At 43.1% G+C, this 22,343-nt stretch carries 22 protein-coding genes; 4 read left to right on the forward strand and 18 right to left on the reverse strand.

Features of this window, described 5'->3' with window-relative positions; all coding sequences use genetic code 11:
* Positions 1-85 precede the first annotated feature (85 nt).
* From H6F41_RS09295 to H6F41_RS09335, 9 genes are all read right to left on the reverse strand, one after another.
* Positions 86-535: a hypothetical protein gene (locus tag H6F41_RS09295; RefSeq protein ID WP_190403204.1), complete on the reverse strand. Its 450-nt coding sequence runs from the start codon at positions 533-535 to the stop codon at positions 86-88.
* A 2-nt stretch (positions 536-537) separates the two neighbouring features.
* On the reverse strand, positions 538-2,019 hold the full coding sequence (locus tag H6F41_RS09300; protein ID WP_190403205.1) for an AAA family ATPase: 1,482 nt from the start codon (positions 2,017-2,019) through the stop codon (positions 538-540).
* Positions 2,020-2,048: 29 nt separating this feature from the next.
* The gene (locus tag H6F41_RS09305) at positions 2,049-2,483 is read right to left on the reverse strand and encodes a DUF29 family protein (RefSeq protein WP_190403206.1); all 435 of its coding nucleotides are present in this window, start codon (positions 2,481-2,483) and stop codon (positions 2,049-2,051) included.
* Positions 2,484-2,543: 60 nt separating this feature from the next.
* Positions 2,544-5,123, reverse strand: a complete 2,580-nt coding sequence (gene leuS, locus H6F41_RS09310) for a leucine--tRNA ligase (RefSeq protein WP_190403207.1) — start codon at positions 5,121-5,123, stop codon at positions 2,544-2,546.
* 237 nt (positions 5,124-5,360) lie between these two features.
* Complete coding sequence (locus tag H6F41_RS09315; protein ID WP_190403208.1) at positions 5,361-6,227, reverse strand: DUF4388 domain-containing protein; 867 nt, start codon at positions 6,225-6,227, stop codon at positions 5,361-5,363.
* Positions 6,228-6,310: 83 nt separating this feature from the next.
* Positions 6,311-6,850: a GTP-binding protein gene (locus tag H6F41_RS09320; RefSeq protein WP_190403209.1), complete on the reverse strand. Its 540-nt coding sequence runs from the start codon at positions 6,848-6,850 to the stop codon at positions 6,311-6,313.
* 111 nt (positions 6,851-6,961) lie between these two features.
* Positions 6,962-7,333 carry a roadblock/LC7 domain-containing protein gene (locus H6F41_RS09325; protein ID WP_190403210.1) on the reverse strand — a complete coding sequence of 124 codons (372 nt, stop codon included), beginning with the start codon at positions 7,331-7,333 and terminating at the stop codon, positions 6,962-6,964.
* Positions 7,334-7,421: 88 nt separating this feature from the next.
* Positions 7,422-7,886 carry a hypothetical protein gene (locus H6F41_RS09330; RefSeq protein WP_190403269.1) on the reverse strand — a complete coding sequence of 155 codons (465 nt, stop codon included), beginning with the start codon at positions 7,884-7,886 and terminating at the stop codon, positions 7,422-7,424.
* 58 nt (positions 7,887-7,944) lie between these two features.
* The gene (locus H6F41_RS09335; protein WP_190403211.1) at positions 7,945-8,502 is read right to left on the reverse strand and encodes a protoglobin domain-containing protein; all 558 of its coding nucleotides are present in this window, start codon (positions 8,500-8,502) and stop codon (positions 7,945-7,947) included.
* A gap of 671 nt (positions 8,503-9,173) precedes the next feature.
* On the opposite strand from H6F41_RS09335, the gene H6F41_RS09340 reads away from it, so the two are divergent.
* Positions 9,174-11,408: an NACHT domain-containing protein gene (locus H6F41_RS09340; RefSeq protein ID WP_190403212.1), complete on the forward strand. Its 2,235-nt coding sequence runs from the start codon at positions 9,174-9,176 to the stop codon at positions 11,406-11,408.
* On the opposite strand, the gene H6F41_RS09345 is transcribed toward H6F41_RS09340, so the two are convergent.
* The 4 genes from H6F41_RS09345 to H6F41_RS09360 all read right to left on the reverse strand — a co-directional run bounded on the left by H6F41_RS09345 (position 11,401) and on the right by H6F41_RS09360 (position 13,664).
* The gene (locus tag H6F41_RS09345) at positions 11,401-11,901 is read right to left on the reverse strand and encodes a PPC domain-containing protein (protein ID WP_242022990.1); all 501 of its coding nucleotides are present in this window, start codon (positions 11,899-11,901) and stop codon (positions 11,401-11,403) included. The two genes, H6F41_RS09340 and H6F41_RS09345, sit on opposite strands and share 8 nt — an antisense overlap.
* A complete protein-coding gene (locus H6F41_RS09350) occupies positions 11,898-12,716 on the reverse strand; it encodes a segregation/condensation protein A (protein ID WP_190403213.1) in 819 nt (272 codons plus the stop codon). The genes H6F41_RS09345 and H6F41_RS09350 overlap by 4 nt, the downstream gene beginning before the upstream one ends.
* A 109-nt stretch (positions 12,717-12,825) precedes the next feature.
* Positions 12,826-13,173 (reverse strand): LapA family protein, encoded by a 348-nt coding sequence (locus H6F41_RS18960; RefSeq protein ID WP_190403214.1) that lies wholly within the window; start codon positions 13,171-13,173, stop codon positions 12,826-12,828.
* A gap of 188 nt (positions 13,174-13,361) precedes the next feature.
* Positions 13,362-13,664, reverse strand: coding sequence for a hypothetical protein (locus tag H6F41_RS09360; RefSeq protein WP_190403271.1), 303 nt, complete (start codon positions 13,662-13,664; stop codon positions 13,362-13,364).
* Positions 13,665-13,944: 280 nt separating this feature from the next.
* On the opposite strand from H6F41_RS09360, the gene ispF reads away from it, so the two are divergent.
* The gene (ispF, locus tag H6F41_RS09365) at positions 13,945-14,421 is read left to right on the forward strand and encodes a 2-C-methyl-D-erythritol 2,4-cyclodiphosphate synthase (protein ID WP_190403215.1); all 477 of its coding nucleotides are present in this window, start codon (positions 13,945-13,947) and stop codon (positions 14,419-14,421) included.
* A 62-nt stretch (positions 14,422-14,483) separates the two neighbouring features.
* Positions 14,484-16,277, forward strand: coding sequence for an ABC transporter substrate-binding protein (locus H6F41_RS09370; protein ID WP_190403216.1), 1,794 nt, complete (start codon positions 14,484-14,486; stop codon positions 16,275-16,277).
* A 45-nt stretch (positions 16,278-16,322) separates the two neighbouring features.
* Here H6F41_RS09370 and H6F41_RS09375 read toward each other — a convergent pair whose 3' ends face one another.
* The 5 genes from H6F41_RS09375 to H6F41_RS09395 all read right to left on the reverse strand — a co-directional run bounded on the left by H6F41_RS09375 (position 16,323) and on the right by H6F41_RS09395 (position 21,502).
* Positions 16,323-16,544 (reverse strand): hypothetical protein, encoded by a 222-nt coding sequence (locus H6F41_RS09375; RefSeq protein WP_190403217.1) that lies wholly within the window; start codon positions 16,542-16,544, stop codon positions 16,323-16,325.
* A 175-nt stretch (positions 16,545-16,719) separates the two neighbouring features.
* Positions 16,720-18,204 (reverse strand): glutamate synthase subunit beta, encoded by a 1,485-nt coding sequence (locus tag H6F41_RS09380; protein ID WP_190403218.1) that lies wholly within the window; start codon positions 18,202-18,204, stop codon positions 16,720-16,722.
* Positions 18,205-18,406: 202 nt separating this feature from the next.
* Positions 18,407-19,558, reverse strand: a complete 1,152-nt coding sequence (locus H6F41_RS09385; RefSeq protein ID WP_190403219.1) for a cysteine desulfurase family protein — start codon at positions 19,556-19,558, stop codon at positions 18,407-18,409.
* Positions 19,559-19,610: 52 nt separating this feature from the next.
* Positions 19,611-20,075 carry a photosystem II protein PsbQ gene (gene psbQ, locus H6F41_RS09390; RefSeq protein ID WP_190403220.1) on the reverse strand — a complete coding sequence of 155 codons (465 nt, stop codon included), beginning with the start codon at positions 20,073-20,075 and terminating at the stop codon, positions 19,611-19,613.
* 173 nt (positions 20,076-20,248) lie between these two features.
* Positions 20,249-21,502 carry a M16 family metallopeptidase gene (locus tag H6F41_RS09395; protein ID WP_190403221.1) on the reverse strand — a complete coding sequence of 418 codons (1,254 nt, stop codon included), beginning with the start codon at positions 21,500-21,502 and terminating at the stop codon, positions 20,249-20,251.
* Between the two features lie 209 nt (positions 21,503-21,711).
* Between H6F41_RS09395 and H6F41_RS09400 the strand changes: the two genes are divergently transcribed.
* Positions 21,712-22,335 (forward strand): chromophore lyase CpcT/CpeT, encoded by a 624-nt coding sequence (locus H6F41_RS09400; protein ID WP_190403222.1) that lies wholly within the window; start codon positions 21,712-21,714, stop codon positions 22,333-22,335.
* The last annotated feature ends 8 nt before the right edge of the window (positions 22,336-22,343 follow it).

Here is a 22,343-nt window from a genome sequence, read left to right on the forward strand (position 1 = left end):
AACGTCTTCCTGAAGTAAGTGAGGCGGTTGTTCATACTGCCATGATTTCTCTCATGCTCAATCGCCTTTCTGCTTAATATTTCTTTTACAAATACCTTCTAGCATTAGTCTCATTAATTTTTATCTTGTCATAGAGATTGCAAAAAATTTCCTGTGTATTTGGGAATCGATAGTTGCGAATGGGTCTTATTTGAATATCGAGATCTGCAATGACAAATATTTTTTTAGGATGAAAATATTGATTTTCTACATCATTTTCAAGAATTTCCGCAAGAGTGAAATAAACATTTACAACATCGTTGCAGTCGCCACAGTTGAAAAAACAAGGTCGAAGACTTGCCCATGTTTTTGGGATACAGGCACTATAAAAATTTGCATCTGGAAAGTGTTCCATTTTTTTATAGTACAGAGGAGACAGTGTACCACCTTCTTTGTAAACTAATCCTTCACACAAAACAATAATTTTATTGCTAATTTTGCTGTTACTTAAAATAAATTTGCAGTGTTGTTCTAATTCTTCCTCACTAAAACTCATAATTAATCACTACGTCTTTCTGTAAGTTTTGGTTCTAATATTTTGACGTGAGAGGGAGTTAGCGCATTACATAATTCGTAAGAGTGAGTAGCTAATATATACTGATTGCTAGAAACCCAATCAAGTAAATCTGAGACTATCTGATACTGCCAATCTGGATGTAATGCAAGATCGACTTCATCCATTAATACAATAGCATCTTCAATATTTCGGTGTTTTAACCACATATAGATACTTAGTCGTTTCAGTTCTCCATGACTCAAATCCTCTGGATATAGCTCAACATCATCATCAGGCAAATTTGTTGTAAAAGTTAATGCAGAAAAATCTGGTTTTAGGTTAACACGTTTGTTATTTAAAAGAGCATCTAAATCATTTAATAAAGCTTTATAACTATTTCCATATTCACCCGTTCCTAAAGCTTGTCTAAAATCTTTATCTCTAGCATCTTTAAAAGATTCTATCAGTAAATCCACAGCCAGAAAATCATAAGTAAAGAGTCCACTTAAATGAGCATTCGATTCTTTTAGCTTTTGAAGATAACTAGTATGTTTTACAAAACTATGTCCATGCTCTGCAAATAATAGCTTTCTAACATCTTGAGATAAAAACAAAAAAACTTGAGTTGAAGGAGCCGCCAAAAACACCTTATTTGATATAGATTTTAGAAAATCTTTAGCTTCTTTAATGTCAATTTTATTAGCTTGACAAAGTAATATTCTTGGATCATTTTTATTGATTTTATCTCCATAGCTACATATGTACTCAATATTTTTAGATTGAAGTCCTATCATTAGTTCTTGAACTAATAAGTTTAAAGTGTCAACTACAGATTTCAAATCATTTATCCTGATTTGTATATCTTGTTGTTTTTCTTTTAGTGCTGTTTCAATACTTGTATAAACTACTGATAAAAGCTGCGGATCTACTGGTAAAGACCTTGACACCTCAATCCCCAAGTTCCGTAACTCCGAACTAAGTTGTCTTAAACTAATGGTTGCAATATCCTTATTATCTCTAGATACAGAATATAGGGTCTTTAAGACATCTGAGACTCGATTTAAATCTTTAGACAAGACATTTATCGTTGTCCTTGTTTTTTCTAATTCAGTAATCAAAGAGAAATCTAGTTTTGTATCCTCCTTTTTGTCATCTGTTAAGTTTTGGTTAATATAAGAATTTCTACAGACAAAGAAATCTAGCTGTACGCTTTTTTTACCATCCCAAATATCAACTATTGCTAGTAGCCTTTTATGCTCATCTTTACGTAAATCAAATCCACTTAGTAAATTCTTTAAAGCAAAATGCTTTTTAGGACTAGCTGAACAATGTAGTAGTACAAAAATCAATTGCAATAAAGTACTCTTCCCACCACCATTTTGACTACCAAGCGGGAATACTCTAGGATTAAAATCTTTCTCGAAAGTGATATCTACATCCTTTAGAACCCGAAAATCAGGAACTTGAACTCTTTGTAAATGCATATAGACTCCTGTTGTTTTCTTGTAAACGCTTAATCAACTGATTCCTGCTCAATTAATTTTACTGCATCTGCCAAAATCTCATCGCGATCGCACATTGCCGCTAACTCATCCGCCTCATAGCGCCCTTCAAAAGCCTCGATCGCTGCATTAGCAAGCGCAATATTATAGGCTTCTGCCAAGGTTTCAGTAAGTTCTAATTTACTAAGATAAGTTCCCTTAGCCTTACGACGCTGATTTGTACGCCGAATTTGAACTATTGAGTTGTAAATTGAAAGATCCCAAGATCTTGTAGAGCGTTTTTCTACTTTCTGTTTGATGAGGTGAACTAATAAAATAATACTGTAGCTGAAAATTTTGCTGATTTTGTCATCTTTACTCATCTCAGTCATTTCCTCAACCAAAACCATCGCCGCAGGAATATCACCACAAACTAGCAATTCCTTTAGAGTCATTAATTCTTCCATGAAAATATAGCCTCGTTATTAAGTAAATAGATGGGGTGGCGATAAACACCACCCACAAACTTAGACAACTACAAAATTCACCAACTTTCCGGGAACAGCAATAACTTTTTTGATTTCCTTACCTTCGAGATACTTCTGCGCCGCTTCCGAACTGCGAGCATATTCCTCCAATGCTTGCTTATCATTGCTGGCGCTAGATGGAACTTGAAGACTGCCGCGCACTTTGCCATTGATTTGAATAACGAGCGTAATCTCATCAACGGTTAGTGCATCAGGATCATGGATAAGCCAAGATTGATTATGAATGGAATCTTCATGTCCAATTAGTGACCAGAGTTCCTCTGCAATGTGTGGTGCAAAGGGAGCAAGCAAAGTTAAGAGAGTTTCCACACCTTCTAGGAAAGTAGCCGAACTCTTGTCTTCAGCATCTTGCAAAGCATTGCTCAACTTCATCATTTCCGAAATCGCGGTATTCAGTTGATAGCCTCCATCGAAGTCTTCAGAAATTTCCTTAATCGCGATGTGAATTGCTCGGCGGAGATTCTTATCAACTTTTTTAGAAATACCATTCTGTCTAGTTTCTGCAAAACTAGACACTAAGCGCCATACCCGATTTAAGAAGCGTTGCTGACCTTCTACGTCCGCATCTTCCCATTCTAAATCCTTTTCAGGTGGGGCTTTAAAGAGAGTGAACATTCGCAAAGTGTCGGCTCCATACTTAGCGATTGCATCTACAGGTGATACACCATTGCCCTTAGATTTGGACATCGTGGCAAAGAGCGCTTGCAAAGGTTCGCCAGTTTTCGGATCTTTCGGATCTTTCGGATCGACCAAAGCTGAGGGAACCCATTTATCTTTGCCCCCTTTGTTGGGATTCATGTAAGTCAAACCCTGCACCATGCCCTGAGTTAGCAATCGCGTAAATGGCTCATCGAATTTGAGTAAGCCGCGATCGCGTAAAACTTTAGTGACAAAACGTGAATAGAGTAAATGTAAAATTGCGTGTTCCACACCACCGACATATTGATCGACGGGCATCCAGTTATTAATGGCATTGCGATCGCCTACTTCTTGATCGTTCTTTGCATCAGCAAACCGCAAGAAATACCAAGAAGAATCAATGAAGGTGTCCATCGTGTCAGTTTCACGCTTTGCCGCCGTGCCACATTTAGGACAGGAGACATTGATCCAAGATTCCTTTTGAGCGAGAGGCGAGGCTCCTCGTCCTGTGAGTTCCACATCTTCGGGCAAGATCACGGGTAAATCTGACTGAGGCACAGGCACAATGCCACAGCTAGGGCAATGGATAACGGGAATGGGACAGCCCCAATATCTCTGACGGGAAATCAACCAGTCACGCAAACGATAGGTGATTTTGGCGGTTCCCCATTGATTCTGTTCGGCAAGTTCCACAATCTTAGTTTTCGCGGTTACAGAATCTAAGCCGTCAAACTCTCCCGAATTGACCATGATTCCTGCTTCAGTGTAGGCAGATTCCCTCACCCCCTGCCCCTCTCCCATAGGGAGAGGGGAGTTAGATGTGATTACGGTTTGAATGGGAAGATTGTACTGTTTAGCGAAAGCAAAATCACGAACATCGTGGGCAGGAACTCCCATGACTGCGCCTGTTCCATATTCAAATAGAACATAGTCAGCGATCCAGATGGGAACTTCTTTTCCTGTGAAAGGATTAATCACACTTGCACCGATCGCTACACCACGTTTGGGGCGATCATCAGAAGTGCGATCGATTTCACTAAGATTTTTAACTTCTTGAATGAATGTTTCAACCGCTTCTTTTTGAGCAGCACTGGTTAGAGTTTCGACTAGCGGATGCTCAGGGGCAAGCACAACATAGCTCACACCGTAGACAGTATCAGGACGGGTGGTAAAGACTGTGATTTTTTCTTCACTGCCAACGATGGGAAAACTTAGCTCTGCGCCTGTGGACTTGCCGATCCAGTTGGCTTGCATGATCTTGACGCTAGAGGGCCAGTCGTTGAGCTTATCCAAATCTTGCAAAAGCTGCTCGGCATAGTCGGTGATTTTCAAGAACCATTGACGCAATTTGCGCTTCTCGACAATCGCCCCCGATCGCCAAGATCTGCCTTCACTATCCACCTGTTCATTGGCAATTACGGTCTGATCAATCGGGTCCCAGTTAACCTTTGCTTCCTTTTGATAAGCCAACCCTGCTTCTAAAAACTGCAAAAAGATCCATTGTGTCCATTTGTAATAGTCGGGCGAACAGGTTGCTAACTCGCGATCCCAGTCGTAGGACAAGCCCACTTGCTGAAGTTGCGATCGCATATTGTCGATATTCGCGTAAGTCCATTTGGCGGGGTGAGTATTGCGATCGATCGCCGCATTTTCCGCAGGTAAACCAAAGGCATCCCAGCCCATTGGGTGCAACACTTGATAGCCCTGCATTCTTTTGTAACGAGCAATCACATCGGTGATCGTGTAATTACGGACATGACCCATATGCAGATCGCCCGATGGATAGGGAAACATTGACAGTGCATAGAATTTCTTTTTGTCTGCACTAATTGCGTCGTTGCTTACTTTGTCAAGTTGTTTATCTGCCCAAACTTTTTGCCATTTGGGTTCGATCTGCTGGGGATTGTATCTAATGTCCATTACTTATCAATATGCGAAAATATGCGGATACAGAAGCAAGCAATCTACGCGATCGCTAATCTTGAATCTTAATAATACTAAACATTTAGCATGAAAGCTCTAACCTATCTGAATTGAGGACATAAAACCCAAGAAGTAAGTTGCGGTGCTTCGTACCGCAACTTACTTCTTGGGTTTTGAAATGTCTTTCGCATACATGTCCTCAAACATTACACACTACCGAATCATTGATAGCGCTCAAGCCTTATGCTGCAAAAATCCCACTAAACTCTGCAAAAACGAATTGCTAATCTCAGTACGTTCTGGTGTATTTACCACTTGGGTCGCATTAACTTCGCCATTCATATCCACAGGCACATTATTAGCAACAACACCCATATCAATATCTGGAACTTCTTCGACAATGCCGACCACAACTAATCGAAATGCAATTTGCTGCACTTTCTCAATCGGCAATTGCAACTGATTTGCCATCTTTTTGAGACTAGTTGCACCGTCAGCAAACCGCAAGATTTGATTCTCATGGGCATCTAAACGTAGAGGAGAATCACCAGAAATAATATTAAATAATGTCGAATTAGGTTCAGGTAATTTACTCTGAAGGGTTTTCCAATCCTTGAGACTGCGTAAGCCCATTAACGTCGTTTCAGTGGCGGGTAAACTCAAACCCGTCATCTCAGCTTTAGGCAAGTCAACCTTAGCATCAAAACGGAATTGACCAGTTTCTATTTGAAAAAGAGCGCAGACCTGACGCAATACTTGAATGCTAAATAGTAGTTTTAGTTGATCAGGTTGCAAGATGCCCAAGGATTTGAGATTAATACCAAGGGGCGCATTCTCCCTAATCAATCTATCTACTTCATTGCGATTACGATCATTAATCCATCCCCTTTGTTCAATAAGTTGAGCTAAGCCTTGATTATCTAAGCGATCACCTGCTGCCACAACCCTCCCGCCATGCAACCAGATGTAGCGTAAAAATGGCTTGCCTGTGCGGATATCTTGTGGATCTCTAATAGTTAATACACCAGTTTTCTGACCTTGATCTAAAAACTGGAATATCTCTGGAAGAGAAAACTCGGACAAAGAGCCTGTAATTGCCATAACTGTGAACTAGAGAATAAATATCCAACCCTACGTCATCATCATCTAAGCATCTTAAGGATGAATGTCACCAGAATATATATCTAGGAAGCTTGCTTAGACATATAGTATTGCACGAGAGCCACGATTGCGTTGACAACCGTATCTCGATCATCAGCATTTAAGATCACCACGGGTGGCTGATCTTTTTCATCAACAAAGCCTAGGGCTAGTTTAATGTTGTCGCTTGACCATGCCCCTTCACAATCCATGTGGGTAATGCCAATGATGTAGGGTATATGGACACGCCGATTCATAAAACTGAGGATGCGTCTAGCATAGCGAAACTCATGGGGACGATGCGCGGCTACTAGCAAAACAAAAGCATGGGCTTTGCGAATTAAAATATCCCACATAAAGTCAAAACGCTGCTGTCCTGGAGTTCCATAGATATGCAAAGCCATATTTGCTCCAAAGGTCAAACGACCAAAGTCCATGGCAACAGTAGTTCTATGTTTTATTTCTGCGGTTTCGTCTGTGGCACGGCGATCGGTGTCAACCACATCAATCTCACTCACAGTTCTGATAAAGGTTGATTTCCCCGCACCAACCGTACCAGCTACAACCAAGCGCATGATTTCCATAAATTTTTATTCTTTCCCTTTGTCTTGGTTATAGCATAGCGATTTCCAGTTTAGTCAGAGCTAGTTCAACTAATGCGGAAATCGCTATGTCAAAGCATTTACAAGAAATACCTATCCAAGGGCTGTCTTAAGTTCACCGACTACCCGTTTGATTTCTAGCATTAGAACACCTTGTTTAGCAGCTTTACTGGCTAATACTAGCAAAACAGCTTCTTCACCGCAGCTAGTCAAAATTCCATAGCCATTATCGCCTTCTACATATAGACGATCAATACCGCCTCTGGCGAGTTCATTGCCAATGCGTTCACCGAGAGATAGCATTGCCGCAGACATGGCTGATACTCTTTCTTCATCCATGCCACTGGGGAGTGTTGAGGCGAGAGGCAGTCCATCGGGCGATACTAGGGCAGCGCCTTGGACATCACTGGTACTAGTGACCAGATTTTGTAGAATGCCTTCTAATTTGGCAACATTGATAGACATTATTTTCTCCTTGGTTTTAGTTGTTGGTAAACTTGCTAGAGACGTTTTGATTATCCTCTAACATAGTCAATTGCAATGCATTTGGGGATTAGCCAATCACATCAAACTCAATCACATCATGGTCGCTGCCACGGAGGACAGATTCTATCTGTTTACCCCGTAGGCGTTTTCCAGTCACCTTCTCTAATACCCCCTGAATTGCTCCCATGGTGAAGGTGAGCTTGCGTGCAGAGCCTTGAGGTTCTCCAGCCGAACAGATTGTTTCCTGACAGTAAACCTTGATTGTGTGATCAGTTTCTTCCGCCTTGTCAACAATACAGAGCCTTGTGCCATCTTTGCCAAGGGCTTTTTGCAGCGCAGGAACTACTTCAGCAATTGTCATGTGGTCACCCAGCCCAAGCTGTTCAGCAAGTTGTTTGCCTCGGTTGCGCCCCGCAGCAATGAGAGTGATAGCTGCGGCTTTTTCCCCTAAAGCTTCTTCTGCACCAGTGACTACGGCTTTAAAACAGACAATACTGCTAAATTCGCCTAGTTCTTTCCGAGCCATATTCATCATATACCTCAATATAATTCTTGAATTTTGTTTAATGACTGAGGTTGATTTGGGAACTCTATTTCATACTGGATGCGCCAGTAGCAATCATCCGTTTAAACAGACCTTCAGTCCATCCAGTTTCCCGTAGAACTGCCGCTGAAGACACTTCTACATAGGCTTGCTCAATAAAGGCAAGATCAATCATACAAATCCGACCTAATGAATCACGCAATTCTTCAGGTAAGCCTGCGGCTTTGAGTTGTTTGCCGACTTCATTGACAACGGTTGCCATCGCAGGAACAACATGCTGTGGCCCGATCCCAATCTGTACATGCACTAGACCAATTCGCCAGCGACGAGCGGCATAGGCACTTCCCCAATTGTCCATACCTGTAAACATTTCCCCGAACCACTCAATGAAAGTTTCATTGAGGCGATGCATTCTACCTTCTTTGGCATTGAGGATCTCGTTCATTTCGGGATCACGGGCTAGGTATCCGTAAAATACTTCTGCCATTTGCAAGGCAATCGAACTTCCCCATGCTGCATTTGCTTTAAGTGATGCTTTGTCGGCAGCGGAGAAATCCATTCGTTTCTCCATTGTTGTCATAAAAGTCGTAGGATCGAGAGCCATAACAGTACACCATGATATAAAGAGCAAAATTGCTTCTCAATTCTCATACCATCCGCAGGATTAGTAATAGACAATATCCACCCCCGCAAGTTGGTCATGAAAGTCTGGATGAGAAAGCTCAAGATAAACTGTGAAATCGAGATAAAGGTTAATTTACTGAGCAAGGCGAGGTCACTTTATTTAGAGCTTTTCGCCATATCATGTGGATAAACCATTATAATTAAGATTTTTTTATGACTTGTTTAAGGCTTGCTTAACACTCGTTTTATTTCAATCTCGGTCTTAATTATCAATCTAAGATGACTGGTTATGAAACAAATGCAACATAAGGTAATAATTTCTCCTAAATCTTTATCTTTTTGGTGGTTAGTTCCCAAAAACTGGCTTTATTTTATATAGCAAAGCAAGAGTTAGCTAGGATAAATTCAAACCCCAGAAAGCGAGTGGCGGCGATTCACGCTGCCACTCGCTTTCTGGGGTTATGTCTTAAGTAAAAGTTGACTTCCCATAACGGTAAAAAAGCTGCAAACTGCGATCGCGGAAAAAATAGCCGTGATCAAGTTGTTATACAATTTATATAGAAGAAGTACATAAAGACACCTACGCGAAGTAAACATAGGTTAGTTTATGTAAACTCGTCTAAGTGTTGTTTGGGCGAATCTAGAATGGTAATGGATACAAAACGAGACCAAAGTATTGACGGCTTTGTGAAGAGATTTGAACTAGCCTTGTCAGGATTTCTGGAAAGCTCAAGGAATCAGGGGAGAGAGCTTGATGTAAAGCTGTTTCAGCAAAATGTTTTTAAAGCTGCCAGTAACTATAGAAGAAATTATCTTAAATCCCATGGATTCATACAGATTTTTGGCAGTCGGAAGCTATCAACTCTTTCTTCTATTTACATTCCACAAAGATTGCAAGCTCATACTTCAATTCGTAATTTTGATTCTGTGGATGAATTAGAAGAAGCATTCTCTCGCGATCTCCAGAGGGGGAGTCACACTAAGGGTAATAACTTATTGGGGCTAAATGTTGCCAATGAGGAGGAATACTTAACAGTATTGGGAGAGCCTGCAACGGGGAAAACTACTTTTTTAAAATATATCGGGCTAGAAGCATTAAGACATCCTGAAGGTAGATATAAGCATAATCTGATCCCTGTGTTTATTCCAATGTGGAAGTTTTGCCACGATAGTTATACACTCTTGGCGGCAATTGCCGAGGAATTTGCCAGATCGGGGTTTCCTGATCCGCAGGGGATCGCTAAGTGGCTACTGGCGCAAGGAAAGTTATTGATTCTCATTGATGGACTGAATGAAGCAACCACTAAGCAAAAAGAACTCTCTAGTAATTTACGCGATTTTGTCAAGAGTTATCCTAAGAACCGTTACATTGTCTCTAGTCGATTGATTTCCTATCAAAATAGCCTTGGACAGTTTCTCGAATTGGCATTGCAGCCTTGGAGTGATTTATTAATTCAGGAATATATTCATAAGTGGTTTACCCTTTTGTATCAAGGGAAGGATGGATTACCATCGGAGATTGAGACGGTCGACGATGATACGTTGGATTTTGGGCAATTAGATCAGGCTTCATTGAAGGCACAGCAATGTTGGCAAGCCCTGCAATCGAATCCCATTGCCAAGGAATTGGCGAATTCTCCTCTACGACTATCGTTACTGTGTTTACTCCACGATCGCCGTTATAGTTTCCCCAGTCATGGCAGTGGGCTTTACCAGAAGGCGATTAATTTAGTGTTAGAAGAGCAAGTTGTGAAATGCCAAGCTCTTAATCTTCAAGCGGGTAATCTTCTGACCACCGATATTTTGGAACTTTTCTTGACTGAGATTGCCCATCAAAGTTTTGAAACTAAGCGGACACATCTTCCTTTAGCGGAAGTAACAGAAAATTTGCAAGTCTTGCTCTCGAACTGTAAGAAGCACTTGCGAGGATTAGATCTTGATTTTGCACTCAAGGTGTTGCAGCAGGTGGAGCTTTGTAATTTGAATACATTGGCTAGCGCCACTGACTCAAAGGGGAATGCTGTTCCAAATTTTATTTTTAGTCACATTACTTTTCAAGAATATTTTGTTGCTCGCTATATCTATCATCATCACAAAATAGAAGATACTGTGACGAATTATCTAAGCGATCGTCGTTGGCAACAGGTGTTTTTGCTATTGGGGGGAATGATGTTAGGGAACGTTGAATCATTGCTTTTATCCATTGAGGCAAGGGCTGCTAAATACATTTGTACCAGTAAATTGATGGGGATGTTGGATTGGCTAGAACAGATATCTTGTCAGAGCAAAGGTGACATCAGGCATGTGGCAAAACGGATTGCCGCTTTGTTTATTGCCCGTCCACGATTTCTGGCGGAGCTTGCGCCTGCAATGGGTTTAACCAATATGCTGAGTATTGCCCGTGCGCTATATGGAATGTTTGAAGAACCGCTTGATTTTGATCATATTTTTGCTACGGATATCTCGATGAGTCTTGCCCATGCTCTTGATTTTGATAGCACTACCGAAGTTCATTTGACCATTCAGCTTGCTCAGAATTTAGAACAAGCGCTCTCTAAAATGAATTTTGACGAGCGATATATTAATTTCTCCGCGTTAGTTGCTCGTTTAGAATTGTTAATTTCTCAGGCTCCCAGTTATGATCAGCCCTATGAGATCAGAGAAAACTTTCGTCAACAAATCAATCAAGTGTGGCTCAAAACTCTGTATTTACCAATGGAACTTAATCAAATTTCGCATCAGGAAGTGGAAGCTCTGGAAAATTACCTCTATGCAAATTTATTGATGGTGCAATGTCGGAATATTGCGATCGCAGTTCCTACGAAAATCTGGGACAAAATCGAGTCCAGAATATTAGGTTTAAGCCCTGACCCTGATATTAGTTGACCACTTTGAGGCGATTGACGCGCAAGACAAATTTACCGCCACTGCTGCCACCAAAGGAGGAGACGCGGATGGTGTAGTTACCTGACTGCACCACACGGAAGAACACTAGGGAATTGCTACCCTCGCCAACGGCATCATCATTTTCTGCAACAACTTCACCCTTGCTATCTAGTAAACTCAGCACTGTGTCAAAGCTTTCGGATCGCACCGTAATTTCTAGACGCTCATCCTTTTGGACGGTAATGGTATAGTCACGGGCAAAGCCTTTTTGCCCTGTGGGAATATCTTTGTCGGTGAGGGTATCATTCACATCAATTCCCGTAGTGACTGGTGTGGGCTTGTATGTTGAACTGGATGCGGGCTTGAGTGATTGTGCCGATAGTGCGGACAAATTGGCAAGCGCTAAACTAATCGCCGTAAAACTTGCGATCGCAAATCGCTTGTGAGTCCATGGACGATGGTGATAGCTAGACAACAAATTTAGATACTTCAAGACACTTCTTTCAATTCAGAGAATTTTAATTGTAACTGAGTTGAATCGGCTGTGGACTTTGTGCCATGAGAAAGTGATAAATCTTTGGGGATCGATTTGATGGTGGGTACAATCTGGATTTTGCCATAGAAGTCTTCTTGAAACAGCTCCACTTTCGATTGTGAAGACATGAGCAGCAGTCCCCAAAATACGCCAACCCGATCGTTAAATACGGCCGCAAGATCAGATATTTCAATTTCTTGTTCGGGATGCAGCACAAAATAGCGCTCAATTTCTTCAACCATCTCCGACAAATTTTCTTTGTGGGCAAGCTGGGCAATTGCTTTCATGGCAGCACGTCTTGCCACTTTACCCTGTACCTGTCGCTTGGCAGGTTTGGTGGTTTTGCGATCGACGATTTCGGCAATCGCTTCGATTTGGGCGATTAACTCCTCAAGGGTGATCCGTCTGGCTTTGGGGGGCAGTGCCACAGGGAGACGACGCAACCGTTTGTCAAAATCCGTCGGTAATCTGCCCGAATCTGCGATCGGCTCAGGCTCTAGTCCCTCTAGATCTTCAGGACTATCTTCCTGCTCATAGGCAGCCTGAATATCTGACAAAGAATTTGCCTTGAGCAGTACCAGCATCGAGGCATACAGCATTGCTTGCCCAGAATCGTACAAATCGCGGCGATCGCTCACAATTAAACGCGATAAAAAACGGTCAACGACATCAATTACCTGTACATCCCAAGGATTGATTTCCCCTTTTTCGGCAAGGTCAATCAAGAGAGCAATGGCATCTTTAGTAACTGATTCGGTGAGCGATAGAGTCATGGAGCTTGAAGTAGCGAATGTTTAAAATATCACCGATTGTGGTGATATAGCCACAGAATCTCGCCTAAAACCAGAAGATGAGTTGCTATATCATCAAAATATTAAATTTTTAATCTTTTGCTCTCTCTTCATCAATTTCAACATCGATTGCAGATGCCGAGACGAGACGCTTCCGTTCCTCGATTTCCACGCTGAGATTTTGCACGGTTTCTTGTAAGTTTTGAATCTGTACGTTTTTATTACGCATCTCAATCGACTTTTGCAATCCCGACCATACGCTGAAGATCCAAGCGAGGACTGCACCTAAGCCCATGGCAAGAATCAGCTCGACGGCGATCGGGGCTTCAACTTTAAGTTGAGGGATAATTTGTATAGATGCGGGAGCAGTATTTTCTAGGGCAAATAGCACTAGTGCTAGGGCAACACTAAAAATAACGACAAAATTAAGTTGACGCACAGTGGTTAAACTCTCCTTCTAAAAATACTTAGCTAATGGTTTATCAGACAATGCTCATAATGTCTACATGAAAAAAGAGTGGCGATGCTAATGCTCCTAAATCTTTTTGAAGCTACCCTAAAAAACGATAAAGCCCGCTAAGCGGGCTTTATCGTTTTTAGATCTAGGTTTTAATTGCACTTAGCTACTTAGACTTTGACCGCAGTTTTACGGACACCTGATATTTTCGATTGGTTACTCTTAATTTCTTCTTCAGTCAGAGGAACAATATCAATATGGTTAAACAATGTGGTGACGAAGGTAAATAGCAAAAATGGTAAAGAGGTGACCACAATTAGACCAACTGCACCAAAGGAATAAATTGGCTTGCTCATCAGGGACAAGGCTGATGCTAAAGCGGCAAAAATGACACCCAACCAGACAATTACCTGACCCAAAATATCACTAAGGGTGAGGGTGCAAACAAAGCGATACTTACCAATGTCGTTCATCATTCTTCACCTACTAGGATTGTTAGGATTATCTAGGACTATTATTCAATGCTTAAATATAAAACCCCAAAACCTGTGGCACAGGTTTTAGCTTTGTTTCTTAACTAGTTACTTAGTTCACAGTATACGAATCATGCTTGGGGTTTAGGGTTACGTTTTATTGAGAAACTACGATAAACCCATACTTTGAGTAGCCTCATTGGCGATTAACCCAGACTGGGGCAAAATTTTTCAATCTCTCGTATACTTTTTGTAAATAGTTACATCGCAAAGCTCATCTATGGATATCCGTATTGGCAATGGTTATGACCTACATCGACTCGTCTGCGATCGCAAACTGATCCTTGGTGGTGTCGAAATTCCTTACGAAAAAGGATTGCTAGGACATAGTGATGCCGATGTTTTGACCCATGCGATCATGGACGCAATGCTAGGAGCGCTTGCCCTTGGCGATATTGGTCATTACTTTCCACCCTCTGATCCCAAATGGGCGGGAGCCGATAGCATAATGCTATTACAGCAGGTGCAGCAACTAATTACCAGTCAGGGGTGGCGGATCAATAATTTGGATGCAACTGTGATTGCCGAAGCGCCCAAAATGAAACCTCACATTAAGGCAATGCGCGAACGTCTCGCACAGGCGATCAATTTGCCGATAGATTGTGTCAGTGTGAAGGCAACTACAAATGAAGGGATGGATGCAATTGGTCAGAAAGATGCGATCGCAGTTCATGCGGTGGTTTTGTTAGTCAAATAGTTTTTGCCAATAGTTTTTAAGAGCTACGTTTGTAAATTAGGAAAGATAGGGAAATTGCGATCGTGAGAAGAAGCCTCCAGAAACGCACCAAGATCAAACAATGGAAAGCCCTAGTATTACTGCTGCTGATCAGCGTATGTTCGCTCTTGCTTTGGGGATGCTCAGTCAAGCCAGAAAATCTCAAAAATCGCTTGGTAGTTCCCCTCGACAGTGACATCAAAACCTTCAACCCTATTTTGATTGGTGATGCCTATAGCGGCATTGTGATTGGCTATACCCTCAGTGGCATGATTTCCGAAAGCCCAATTACATCAGAAATTCAGCCTGAACTCGCTGAGAAATGGGAAATTCAGGAAGATGGTAAGCGACTTATTTTTACATTGCGTCCTGATCTCAAGTGGTCAGATGGACAGCCACTCACCGCCGATGATGTCCTATTTACCTATCAAGACATCATTTTCAATGAGAAGATTCCCACAGGCACTCGTGATGTCCTAAGGATTGGGCAATCACAAACCTTACCCAAGGTCGAAAAAATAGACGATCGCCGTATTGCTTTTCAACTTGCTGAACCCTTTGCCCCTGCCCTCCGCACCCTTGGCGGCATCGGCATTTTACCCAAGCATGTGTTTGCCCCGACGCTCCAAGAAGACCCCAAAGCTCCTGACAAAAAATTAAAGTTCCTCGAAACATGGACGCTCAGCACTCCTGTTAATCAGCTCGTTGCAAGTGGTCCCTATATCCTGCAAGAGTATCGCCCTTCCGAAAGGGTTATTTTTAAACCAAATCCCTACTATTGGCGAAAAGGTCAACCATACATTCAACAGCTAGTTATGCAGATTGTTGAATCTCCTGACACGGCTTTACTCCGCTTTAGATCGCAGGATTTTGATATGTATCGCCTGCGTGGTGAAGACTATCAATTGCTCAAACGTTTTGAAGAACGCGATCGCTACAACATTTATAATGCTGGCCCCTCCACAGGGCAAGCATTCATCATGTTTAACCTCAATAAAGGTCGCAATCCGAAAACTAATCAACCCTTTGTCGATCCCATCAAATCCCAATGGTTTAATGATGTAAACTTCCGTCGAGCCGTAGCCCATGCCCTCAACCGCGACGCAATGATCACCAATCTAGCGCGAGGCTTAGCCCAAACCCAAAACTCACCCGTCTCCATTCCTAGTCCCTATTTCCTTTCTCCTGAACAGGGTCTCAAGGTCTATGATTACGCACCCGAAAAGTCCAAGGAAATCCTCGTCAAAGCAGGATATAAATACGATGCACAGCAACAACTGCTAGATGCTGCGGGAAATCAAGTCCGCTTTACCTTACTCGCTCCTGCGGGTGGTCGAGTTGCCTTAGGAGCGCAAATCAAGACTGACCTAGAACAAATTGGCATGAAGGTTGACTTTAATCCCGTCGATTTTCGGATTATCTCTGACAAGCTGGACAATGCTAAGGATTGGGATGCCACTATTCTTGGTTTTACGGGTGGCGCTGAGCCTAATAGCTCAATTAATCTCTGGGCAACCGATGGCGACTCCCATCTATTTAATAAGGGGCCAGTTGGCGATGAACCGCCATTTCCTGGTCGTGAAGTTGCGGATTGGGAAAAACAAATTCACAATCTGATGATTAAGGGCGCACAGGAATTGGATGAAACTAAGCGTAAGGCAATCTATGCTGAGTATCAGCAACTAGTTCAAGAACAACTACCGCTCATCCATTTAACAATGCCTCTGTATTTGGTGGCAGTTCGCGATCGCGTTGAGAATGTGCAGCCTTCAGCCCTTGCTGGTAGTACGGGTGTGACGGGCGCATTGTGGAATATTGAGCAGCTAAAAGTCAAATAAAAAAACAGGGTGCGTAGCACCCTGTTTTTTTATAAGCTAGATGCCTTAATAACTATCAGTTTTGCTAACAGTTGTATTAATCAATTGTTGATTGGCTTGGTTAAGTCGATCAGCGATCGCTTCACGCACATCACAATTAACCGCAGAGTCAGCCAGAACTTCCTGAGCCATTTCTCGATAGACAGCACTAGTCGTCAAGTCTACTTGATCGAGTTGGTTGAGATTCTCATAGATAGTCTCAAGTGAAACTGCAACATTGCTTTCCATAAATTGTTCCTTGAATGTTTTACACGCAAGGGGCTTAAGCCCCTTGACCATACGCTGAGCTAGACCAAAACAAAAAATGGCATAGTCATTTTTTGTTGTAAAACCCTTACTGGGCTTGGTTTTTAATTCACGAAAGTGTGACAACACTTTCGTGAATTAGTTCGTAAATTTAGTATTAGGGTAAATCTGTATCACCCATAAGATAGCGATCGCACTCACGAGCAACCCCACGACCTTCGTTAATCGCCCAGACGATTAAACTCTGACCACGGCGGCAATCTCCTGCGGCAAAAACTTTAGGAATACTCGTTGTGAATTGACCATGATTAGCTTTGACATTACTGCGGGGATCGCGTTCCAATCCGAGCGAATCTAGCAAAGGTTGCTCTGGCCCTAAAAATCCCATTGCCAATAGGACAATCTGAGCAGGGATAACTTTTTCAGTACCAGCCACTTGCTTAGGAATGAACTGACCTTTGTCATTGCGTTCCCACTGCACTTGGACGGTGTGGACAGCTTTGACTTGACCTTGTTCGTCTCCCTCGATCTTAGTCGCAGTCGTAATGTAGGCTCTGGGATCGTCACCAAACTTAGCACTTGCCTCTTCCTGTCCATAGTCCATTTTGTAGACTTTGGGCCATTCAGGCCAAGGATTATCCTTCGCACGGGTTTCGGGAGGCTTGGGCATAATTTCGAGCTGCACAACACTATTGCAACCATGACGAATCGATGTACCCACGCAGTCAGTTCCCGTATCACCACCACCGATGATCACGATGTCTTTACCTTGGGCAGAAATAAAGTCATCCCCTGACTGACCATTGAGAACGGCCTTGGTATTTGCCGTCAGAAATTCCATTGCGAAATGAATGCCCTTCAGCTCGCGACCTTCGATGCTTAAATCACGGGGTTTAGTTGCACCAGTACAAAGCACCACCGCATCAAAATCTTTTAGTAAATCTTCCGCTGCCAGATCTTTACCAATTTCTGTATTGCAAACAAATTTCACCCCCTCTTGCTCAAGGATATTGAGGCGGCGCATCACCACTTTTTGTTTGTCTAGCTTCATATTGGGAATGCCATACATCAACAGTCCACCTGGCCGATCAGCCCGTTCATAGACTGTGATCCAATGTCCTGCTTTATTCAGTTGGGCGGCGGCACTGAGTCCTGCGGGTCCAGATCCAATTACGGCAACTTTTTTACCCGTGCGCTTGGCAGGAGGTTCTGGCACGATCCAGCCTTCTTCCCAACCCTTGTCAATGATGGAATATTCAATATTTTTGATGGTGACGGGAGGATTAGTGATCCCCAGTACACAGGAACCTTCGCAGGGAGCTGGGCAGACACGACCTGTAAATTCTGGGAAATTGTTGGTTTTATGGAGGCGATCGAGGGCTTCGCGCCATAGTCCGCGATAAACCAAGTCATTCCATTCAGGAATAAGGTTATTGACGGGGCATCCGCTTGCCATGCCACTGATCAAATTACCTGTATGACAAAAGGGTGTACCGCAATCCATACATCTTGCCCCCTGATTTCGCAGTTTCTCTTCGGGCATATGCAGGTGAAACTCGTCCCAGTTTTTGATGCGCTCGTTGGGGGGTATTTCCGTTGGTGCTTCGCGGAGGTACTCAATAAATCCTGTTGGTTTTCCCATTAGTCTACTTTTCTAAGTTTTGATAAACAGCCCATACGTCATTTTTAAACGGCTGAACTGGCTCTAGTTGTAATTTACGGTTTTCTTTAATATTAATTAATATTGCAGCCTTGGTGAAGACTGCATAAAGCGTAAGTTCGATAACCCGATTTGAGCACCGCGAAGTGCCGCTCAAATCGCTAAAAACATTAATAAATTGCTTTCATGTCGATTGCAGCGATCGCACTGAGGCGATGACATGATCGGCAACGATTTGCATCTGCTCTAGGGTGTTGAAGCGCCCAATACCAAACCGAATCGAAGCATAGGCTAAGTCAGGCGAATGTCCTAGGGCAGTCAGCACATGGGAAGGAGCAGTTTTTGCAGAGGTACAGGCTGAGCCTGAGGAAACGGCAACAATTGGTTGTAACGCAAGCATTAAGGCTGATCCCTGCACGTTGGGAAAACTCACATTTAAATTACCTGCCAAGCGATGAGTGGCATGTCCATTGAGCAGAATATTGTCTAGCTCATTTAATCTTTGCCATAGATACTGTCGCAGTTCTAGAGCCTGTTGTTGTTCTTGAGCTTGATTTGCGATCGCAATTTCAATAGCCTTGGCAAAGCCGACGATCTGTGGCGTATAGAGAGTTCCCGACCGCATTCCCCGCTCATGTCCGCCACCATGCAATTGCGGCGCAATCGTGACTCTGGGGTGGCGACGACGGACATATAAAGCCCCAACACCTTTCGCCCCATAAATTTTATGGGCAGTGAGCGACATCAAATCTATCTGCATCGCCTGTACATCGAGGGGGATTTTGCCGATCGCCTGCGCGGCATCGCTGTGAAATAACACTTGATGGGCGTGACAGATTGCCCCGATGGCGGCGATCGGTTGCAACACCCCGATCTCGTTATTGGCCGCCATGACCGAAACTAAAATCGTGTCAGGACGAATTGCTTTTTCTAGTTCTTGTAAATCCACTAACCCATCGGCTTGTACAGGCAAATAGGTGATTTCAAAACCAAGGGATTGTAAATAGGCACAGGGATCGAGAACGGCGCTATGTTCGGTTTGTAAGGTGATAATATGCCGACCTTTGCTATGGTAAGCCTCAGCTACGCCCTTAATTGCCAGGTTGTTTGACTCGGTTGCACCACTAGTAAAGATAATTTCTTCAGGAATTGCCTTAATTGCCAAGGCGATCGCCTCCCTTGCCGATTTCACTGCCGCTTCTGCTTCCCAACCATAGAGATGTCCGACGCTTGCAGGATTGCCAAAGGCTTCGCAAAAATAGGGCAACATTGCAGCGAGCACCCGTTCATCAACGGGAGTAGTGGCATGACAGTCTAGATAAATCGGTCTTTTCATACATATCTATCAAAAAGGGACGCGATGCGTCCCTTTTTTTAGCTTGATTTGATTAAATTGCTAGCTCAATAATTGACTCGAAGTTTTGAAGAGCTTCCTTGAAAGCAGTTTCGGCTGCGATCGCATTTTTGTCTTTGGCCGCGTTGTCAAGTTTGACGAAATTTTTGAAGAGTTCGTTTGCCAAGTCATTAGCTTTATCTTTTTCGGTTTTGCCTAACTGGCTAGCGATGCTTCTTAACTCGCGACGAATTTCGCCAAATGGTCCATGGATATAGGTAATAACGTCGTTCCAGTTAGAAGTATATACAAACTTTTCTAGACGATCAAAGCGATCGCTTAGCACTTGTAACTTTTCCGCAGAAGCTGCAACTTGCGCCGCAGTCAGTGCGGCAGTCGCAGGTTGAGTGAATACAGGGGTAAACAATGTGCCGACTAGCGCCACCATTATGCAAAATGCGATCGCAGCCTTTTGAAAGCTGACTAAATAACCTGCCCAATGATTTTTGAGATTCAACACAGAAAAAATTACTCCTTTTCGATATTTATCAATAATTACAAACAAAGCACAAACAGAACGAATTACAAATTTTTAGGCGTTCTAAATAGCTAGACCTAGATCTAAAGCCTTTGGCGCAAGCTGCTCTTGCGCCAAAGCTTTTAGGGTTAGTTACTTAAAGCGCCAATGTAAGACTAGTTTACCTGTTTCAAAGCCTCTGCCGAACCAACTACCGAAATTGCAGGGGTAGCAAAATACTTCTGAGCGACTCGTTGAACATCAGCTTCCGTGACTGCGGCGATCGATGCCACAAATTGCTGATCAAACTCCAAGCCTAATCCCATCACCTCATACCATCCATAGACCTGAGCAATTTGACCATTGGTTTGTTTACCGAGGGCATATTGTCCCAAAAGTTTGCTCTTGCAAATGGCGAGTTCTTCGGCGGTAATTGCCACATCGACAAGGCGTTCACATTCATGGCGTAATCCCGCAAGTGCTGTCCCTGTATTCTGGGAAGCAGTGCCAATATAGGCAACAAATTGCGATGTTTCTAATCGAGTGGGGTAAAAAGCAGAAACTTCATAGGCTAAGCCCCGTTTTTCTCTCAATTCCACAAATAGACGGCTGGACAGCCCATTGCCTAAGTAAGTGGCGATAATTTTGAGAGCAGCATAGTCGGGAGACTGCACCGATGGCACAGGATAACCAATGACAATAATTGCCTGTTGGGTATCTTGCTCATGGGTGACTAATTGCGGTTGAAATGTGGGTGCGGGGGTGGATATAACAGTGGGCAGGGCAGGGTTTGCCCAATCGCCAAAGGCTTCTCCCACTAGGGAAAGGGCTTGCTCTGAGGAAATATTTCCAGCAATACTGACCACCATGTGATCGGGACGTAAATGCTGATGGTGGAAATTGACGAGATCCTGCCTTTTCAATCGACTGACCGTGGCTTCAGTGCCAAGGCTGGAAAATCCGTAGGGATGCTCGCCATACATCAATTTTTGCAACTGATCATAGGCAATGGTGAAGGGACGCTCCTGCTGCGATCGGATTGATTGAATTGTCAGCCGTCTTTCTAGATCAATTTCACTGTCAGGATAACTAGGCGATCGCAAAATCTCTGCTCCCAACATCAGCATGTCATGAAAATCTGATGAAATTGTTTTCATGGATAGCAAAAAATAGTCACTGGAGGCTTCTGTGCCTAGGGATGCGCCGATGGATTCCACCTGTTCGGCAATTTCTAGCGATGAATAGCGCTCAGTACCACGGGTCATGATCGATGAGGCTAAATGGGTCAGCCCTGATTTCTCCAAGGTTTCTACCCGTTCACCACCTGCAAAAAAACAACGTGCCGCCACGATATCCGCCGTGGGATTTTCGGTAACTAAGACCACAATGCCATTGGATAGCACCAAGCGATCGCTAATTCGTTTTGACATTGTTGTTGACAAGTTTTTCTTCCCTAACTTTATGATGGACAAGGTTTGAGTAACTAGGCGCACTTAATATAGAAAACCCTAAAATCCATGGCGCAAGCGAAGCGTGCGCCATGGATTTAAAATCTTTTATTTACGCCCAACTACTCAGTCTATTATCACGTTTTCTTTCTTTATCTTTATTTATCATTGTTACTATTTGCCCAAAAATCATGACAATTTCTACCAATCCCGATGATGTATATGTACTTGCCCAATGGTTAGCGGGCGATCATAGTAACTGGGAGCAGGCGATCGACAACCCGCCATTTTTTGCCCATATTCGCGTGGGCATTCGCGCTCTGCCCAATCCTATTAGTAATGATGGGGTGTGGCTATACCTTGAGCAAGCTTACGACTATGAGTTAAATCATCCCTATCGCACTGCGGTACTTAACATCATTTACAGCCATGAGCATGGGCGGATTGAGATGATTAACTATCGCCTCAAGAATGCCGAGACTTTCTTTGGTGCTAGTCGCGATCGCAATCGCTTGGCGGCAATTGATGCCGATGCGATCATCAAGCTAGAGGGCTGTACACAATGGGTACATCGTGATGACATCAAAACCTTTAAGGGTTCCGTTGAACCGGGTAAAAAATGTTGCATTAACCGTAAAGGTGTAGATACTTACCTAGAAATCGCCTTTGAAGTAACCGAAAACACCTACAGCAGTCTTGATCGTGGCTATGATCTAGTCACCGATGAGAGGGTCTGGGGTTCGATTGCAGGCGCATTCCAATTTGTCAAAAAGGCAAGTTTTAGTGATGAAATTGCCACAACATCTACTCCCTAAGAGCTATT

The sequence above is a fragment of the Pseudanabaena mucicola FACHB-723 genome, assembly GCF_014696385.1.
Classification (GTDB): domain Bacteria; phylum Cyanobacteriota; class Cyanobacteriia; order Pseudanabaenales; family Pseudanabaenaceae; genus Pseudanabaena.

Excerpts from the sequence above, each read along its gene's own strand:
- H6F41_RS09360 (WP_190403271.1), bottom strand. The coding sequence starts at position 13,664 with ATGAACGACATTGGTAAGTATCGCTTTGTTTGCACCCTCACCCTTAGT.
- H6F41_RS09395 (WP_190403221.1), bottom strand. The coding sequence starts at position 21,502 with ATGTCAAAACGAATTAGCGATCGCTTGGTGCTATCCAATGGCATTGTG.
- H6F41_RS09320 (WP_190403209.1), bottom strand. The coding sequence starts at position 6,850 with ATGGAAATCATGCGCTTGGTTGTAGCTGGTACGGTTGGTGCGGGGAAA.
- H6F41_RS09315 (WP_190403208.1), bottom strand. The coding sequence starts at position 6,227 with ATGGCAATTACAGGCTCTTTGTCCGAGTTTTCTCTTCCAGAGATATTC.
- H6F41_RS09350 (WP_190403213.1), bottom strand. The coding sequence starts at position 12,716 with ATGACTCTATCGCTCACCGAATCAGTTACTAAAGATGCCATTGCTCTC.
- H6F41_RS09330 (WP_190403269.1), bottom strand. The coding sequence starts at position 7,886 with ATGAATATGGCTCGGAAAGAACTAGGCGAATTTAGCAGTATTGTCTGT.
- H6F41_RS09300 (WP_190403205.1), bottom strand. The coding sequence starts at position 2,019 with ATGCATTTACAAAGAGTTCAAGTTCCTGATTTTCGGGTTCTAAAGGAT.
- H6F41_RS09375 (WP_190403217.1), bottom strand. The coding sequence starts at position 16,544 with ATGGAAAGCAATGTTGCAGTTTCACTTGAGACTATCTATGAGAATCTC.
- H6F41_RS09340 (WP_190403212.1), top strand. The coding sequence starts at position 9,174 with ATGGATACAAAACGAGACCAAAGTATTGACGGCTTTGTGAAGAGATTT.
- H6F41_RS09380 (WP_190403218.1), bottom strand. The coding sequence starts at position 18,204 with ATGGGAAAACCAACAGGATTTATTGAGTACCTCCGCGAAGCACCAACG.
- H6F41_RS09335 (WP_190403211.1), bottom strand. The coding sequence starts at position 8,502 with ATGGCTCTCGATCCTACGACTTTTATGACAACAATGGAGAAACGAATG.
- H6F41_RS09325 (WP_190403210.1), bottom strand. The coding sequence starts at position 7,333 with ATGTCTATCAATGTTGCCAAATTAGAAGGCATTCTACAAAATCTGGTC.
- H6F41_RS09305 (WP_190403206.1), bottom strand. The coding sequence starts at position 2,483 with ATGGAAGAATTAATGACTCTAAAGGAATTGCTAGTTTGTGGTGATATT.
- H6F41_RS09385 (WP_190403219.1), bottom strand. The coding sequence starts at position 19,558 with ATGAAAAGACCGATTTATCTAGACTGTCATGCCACTACTCCCGTTGAT.
- leuS (WP_190403207.1), bottom strand. The coding sequence starts at position 5,123 with ATGGACATTAGATACAATCCCCAGCAGATCGAACCCAAATGGCAAAAA.
- ispF (WP_190403215.1), top strand. The coding sequence starts at position 13,945 with ATGGATATCCGTATTGGCAATGGTTATGACCTACATCGACTCGTCTGC.
- H6F41_RS09400 (WP_190403222.1), top strand. The coding sequence starts at position 21,712 with ATGACAATTTCTACCAATCCCGATGATGTATATGTACTTGCCCAATGG.
- H6F41_RS09295 (WP_190403204.1), bottom strand. The coding sequence starts at position 535 with ATGAGTTTTAGTGAGGAAGAATTAGAACAACACTGCAAATTTATTTTA.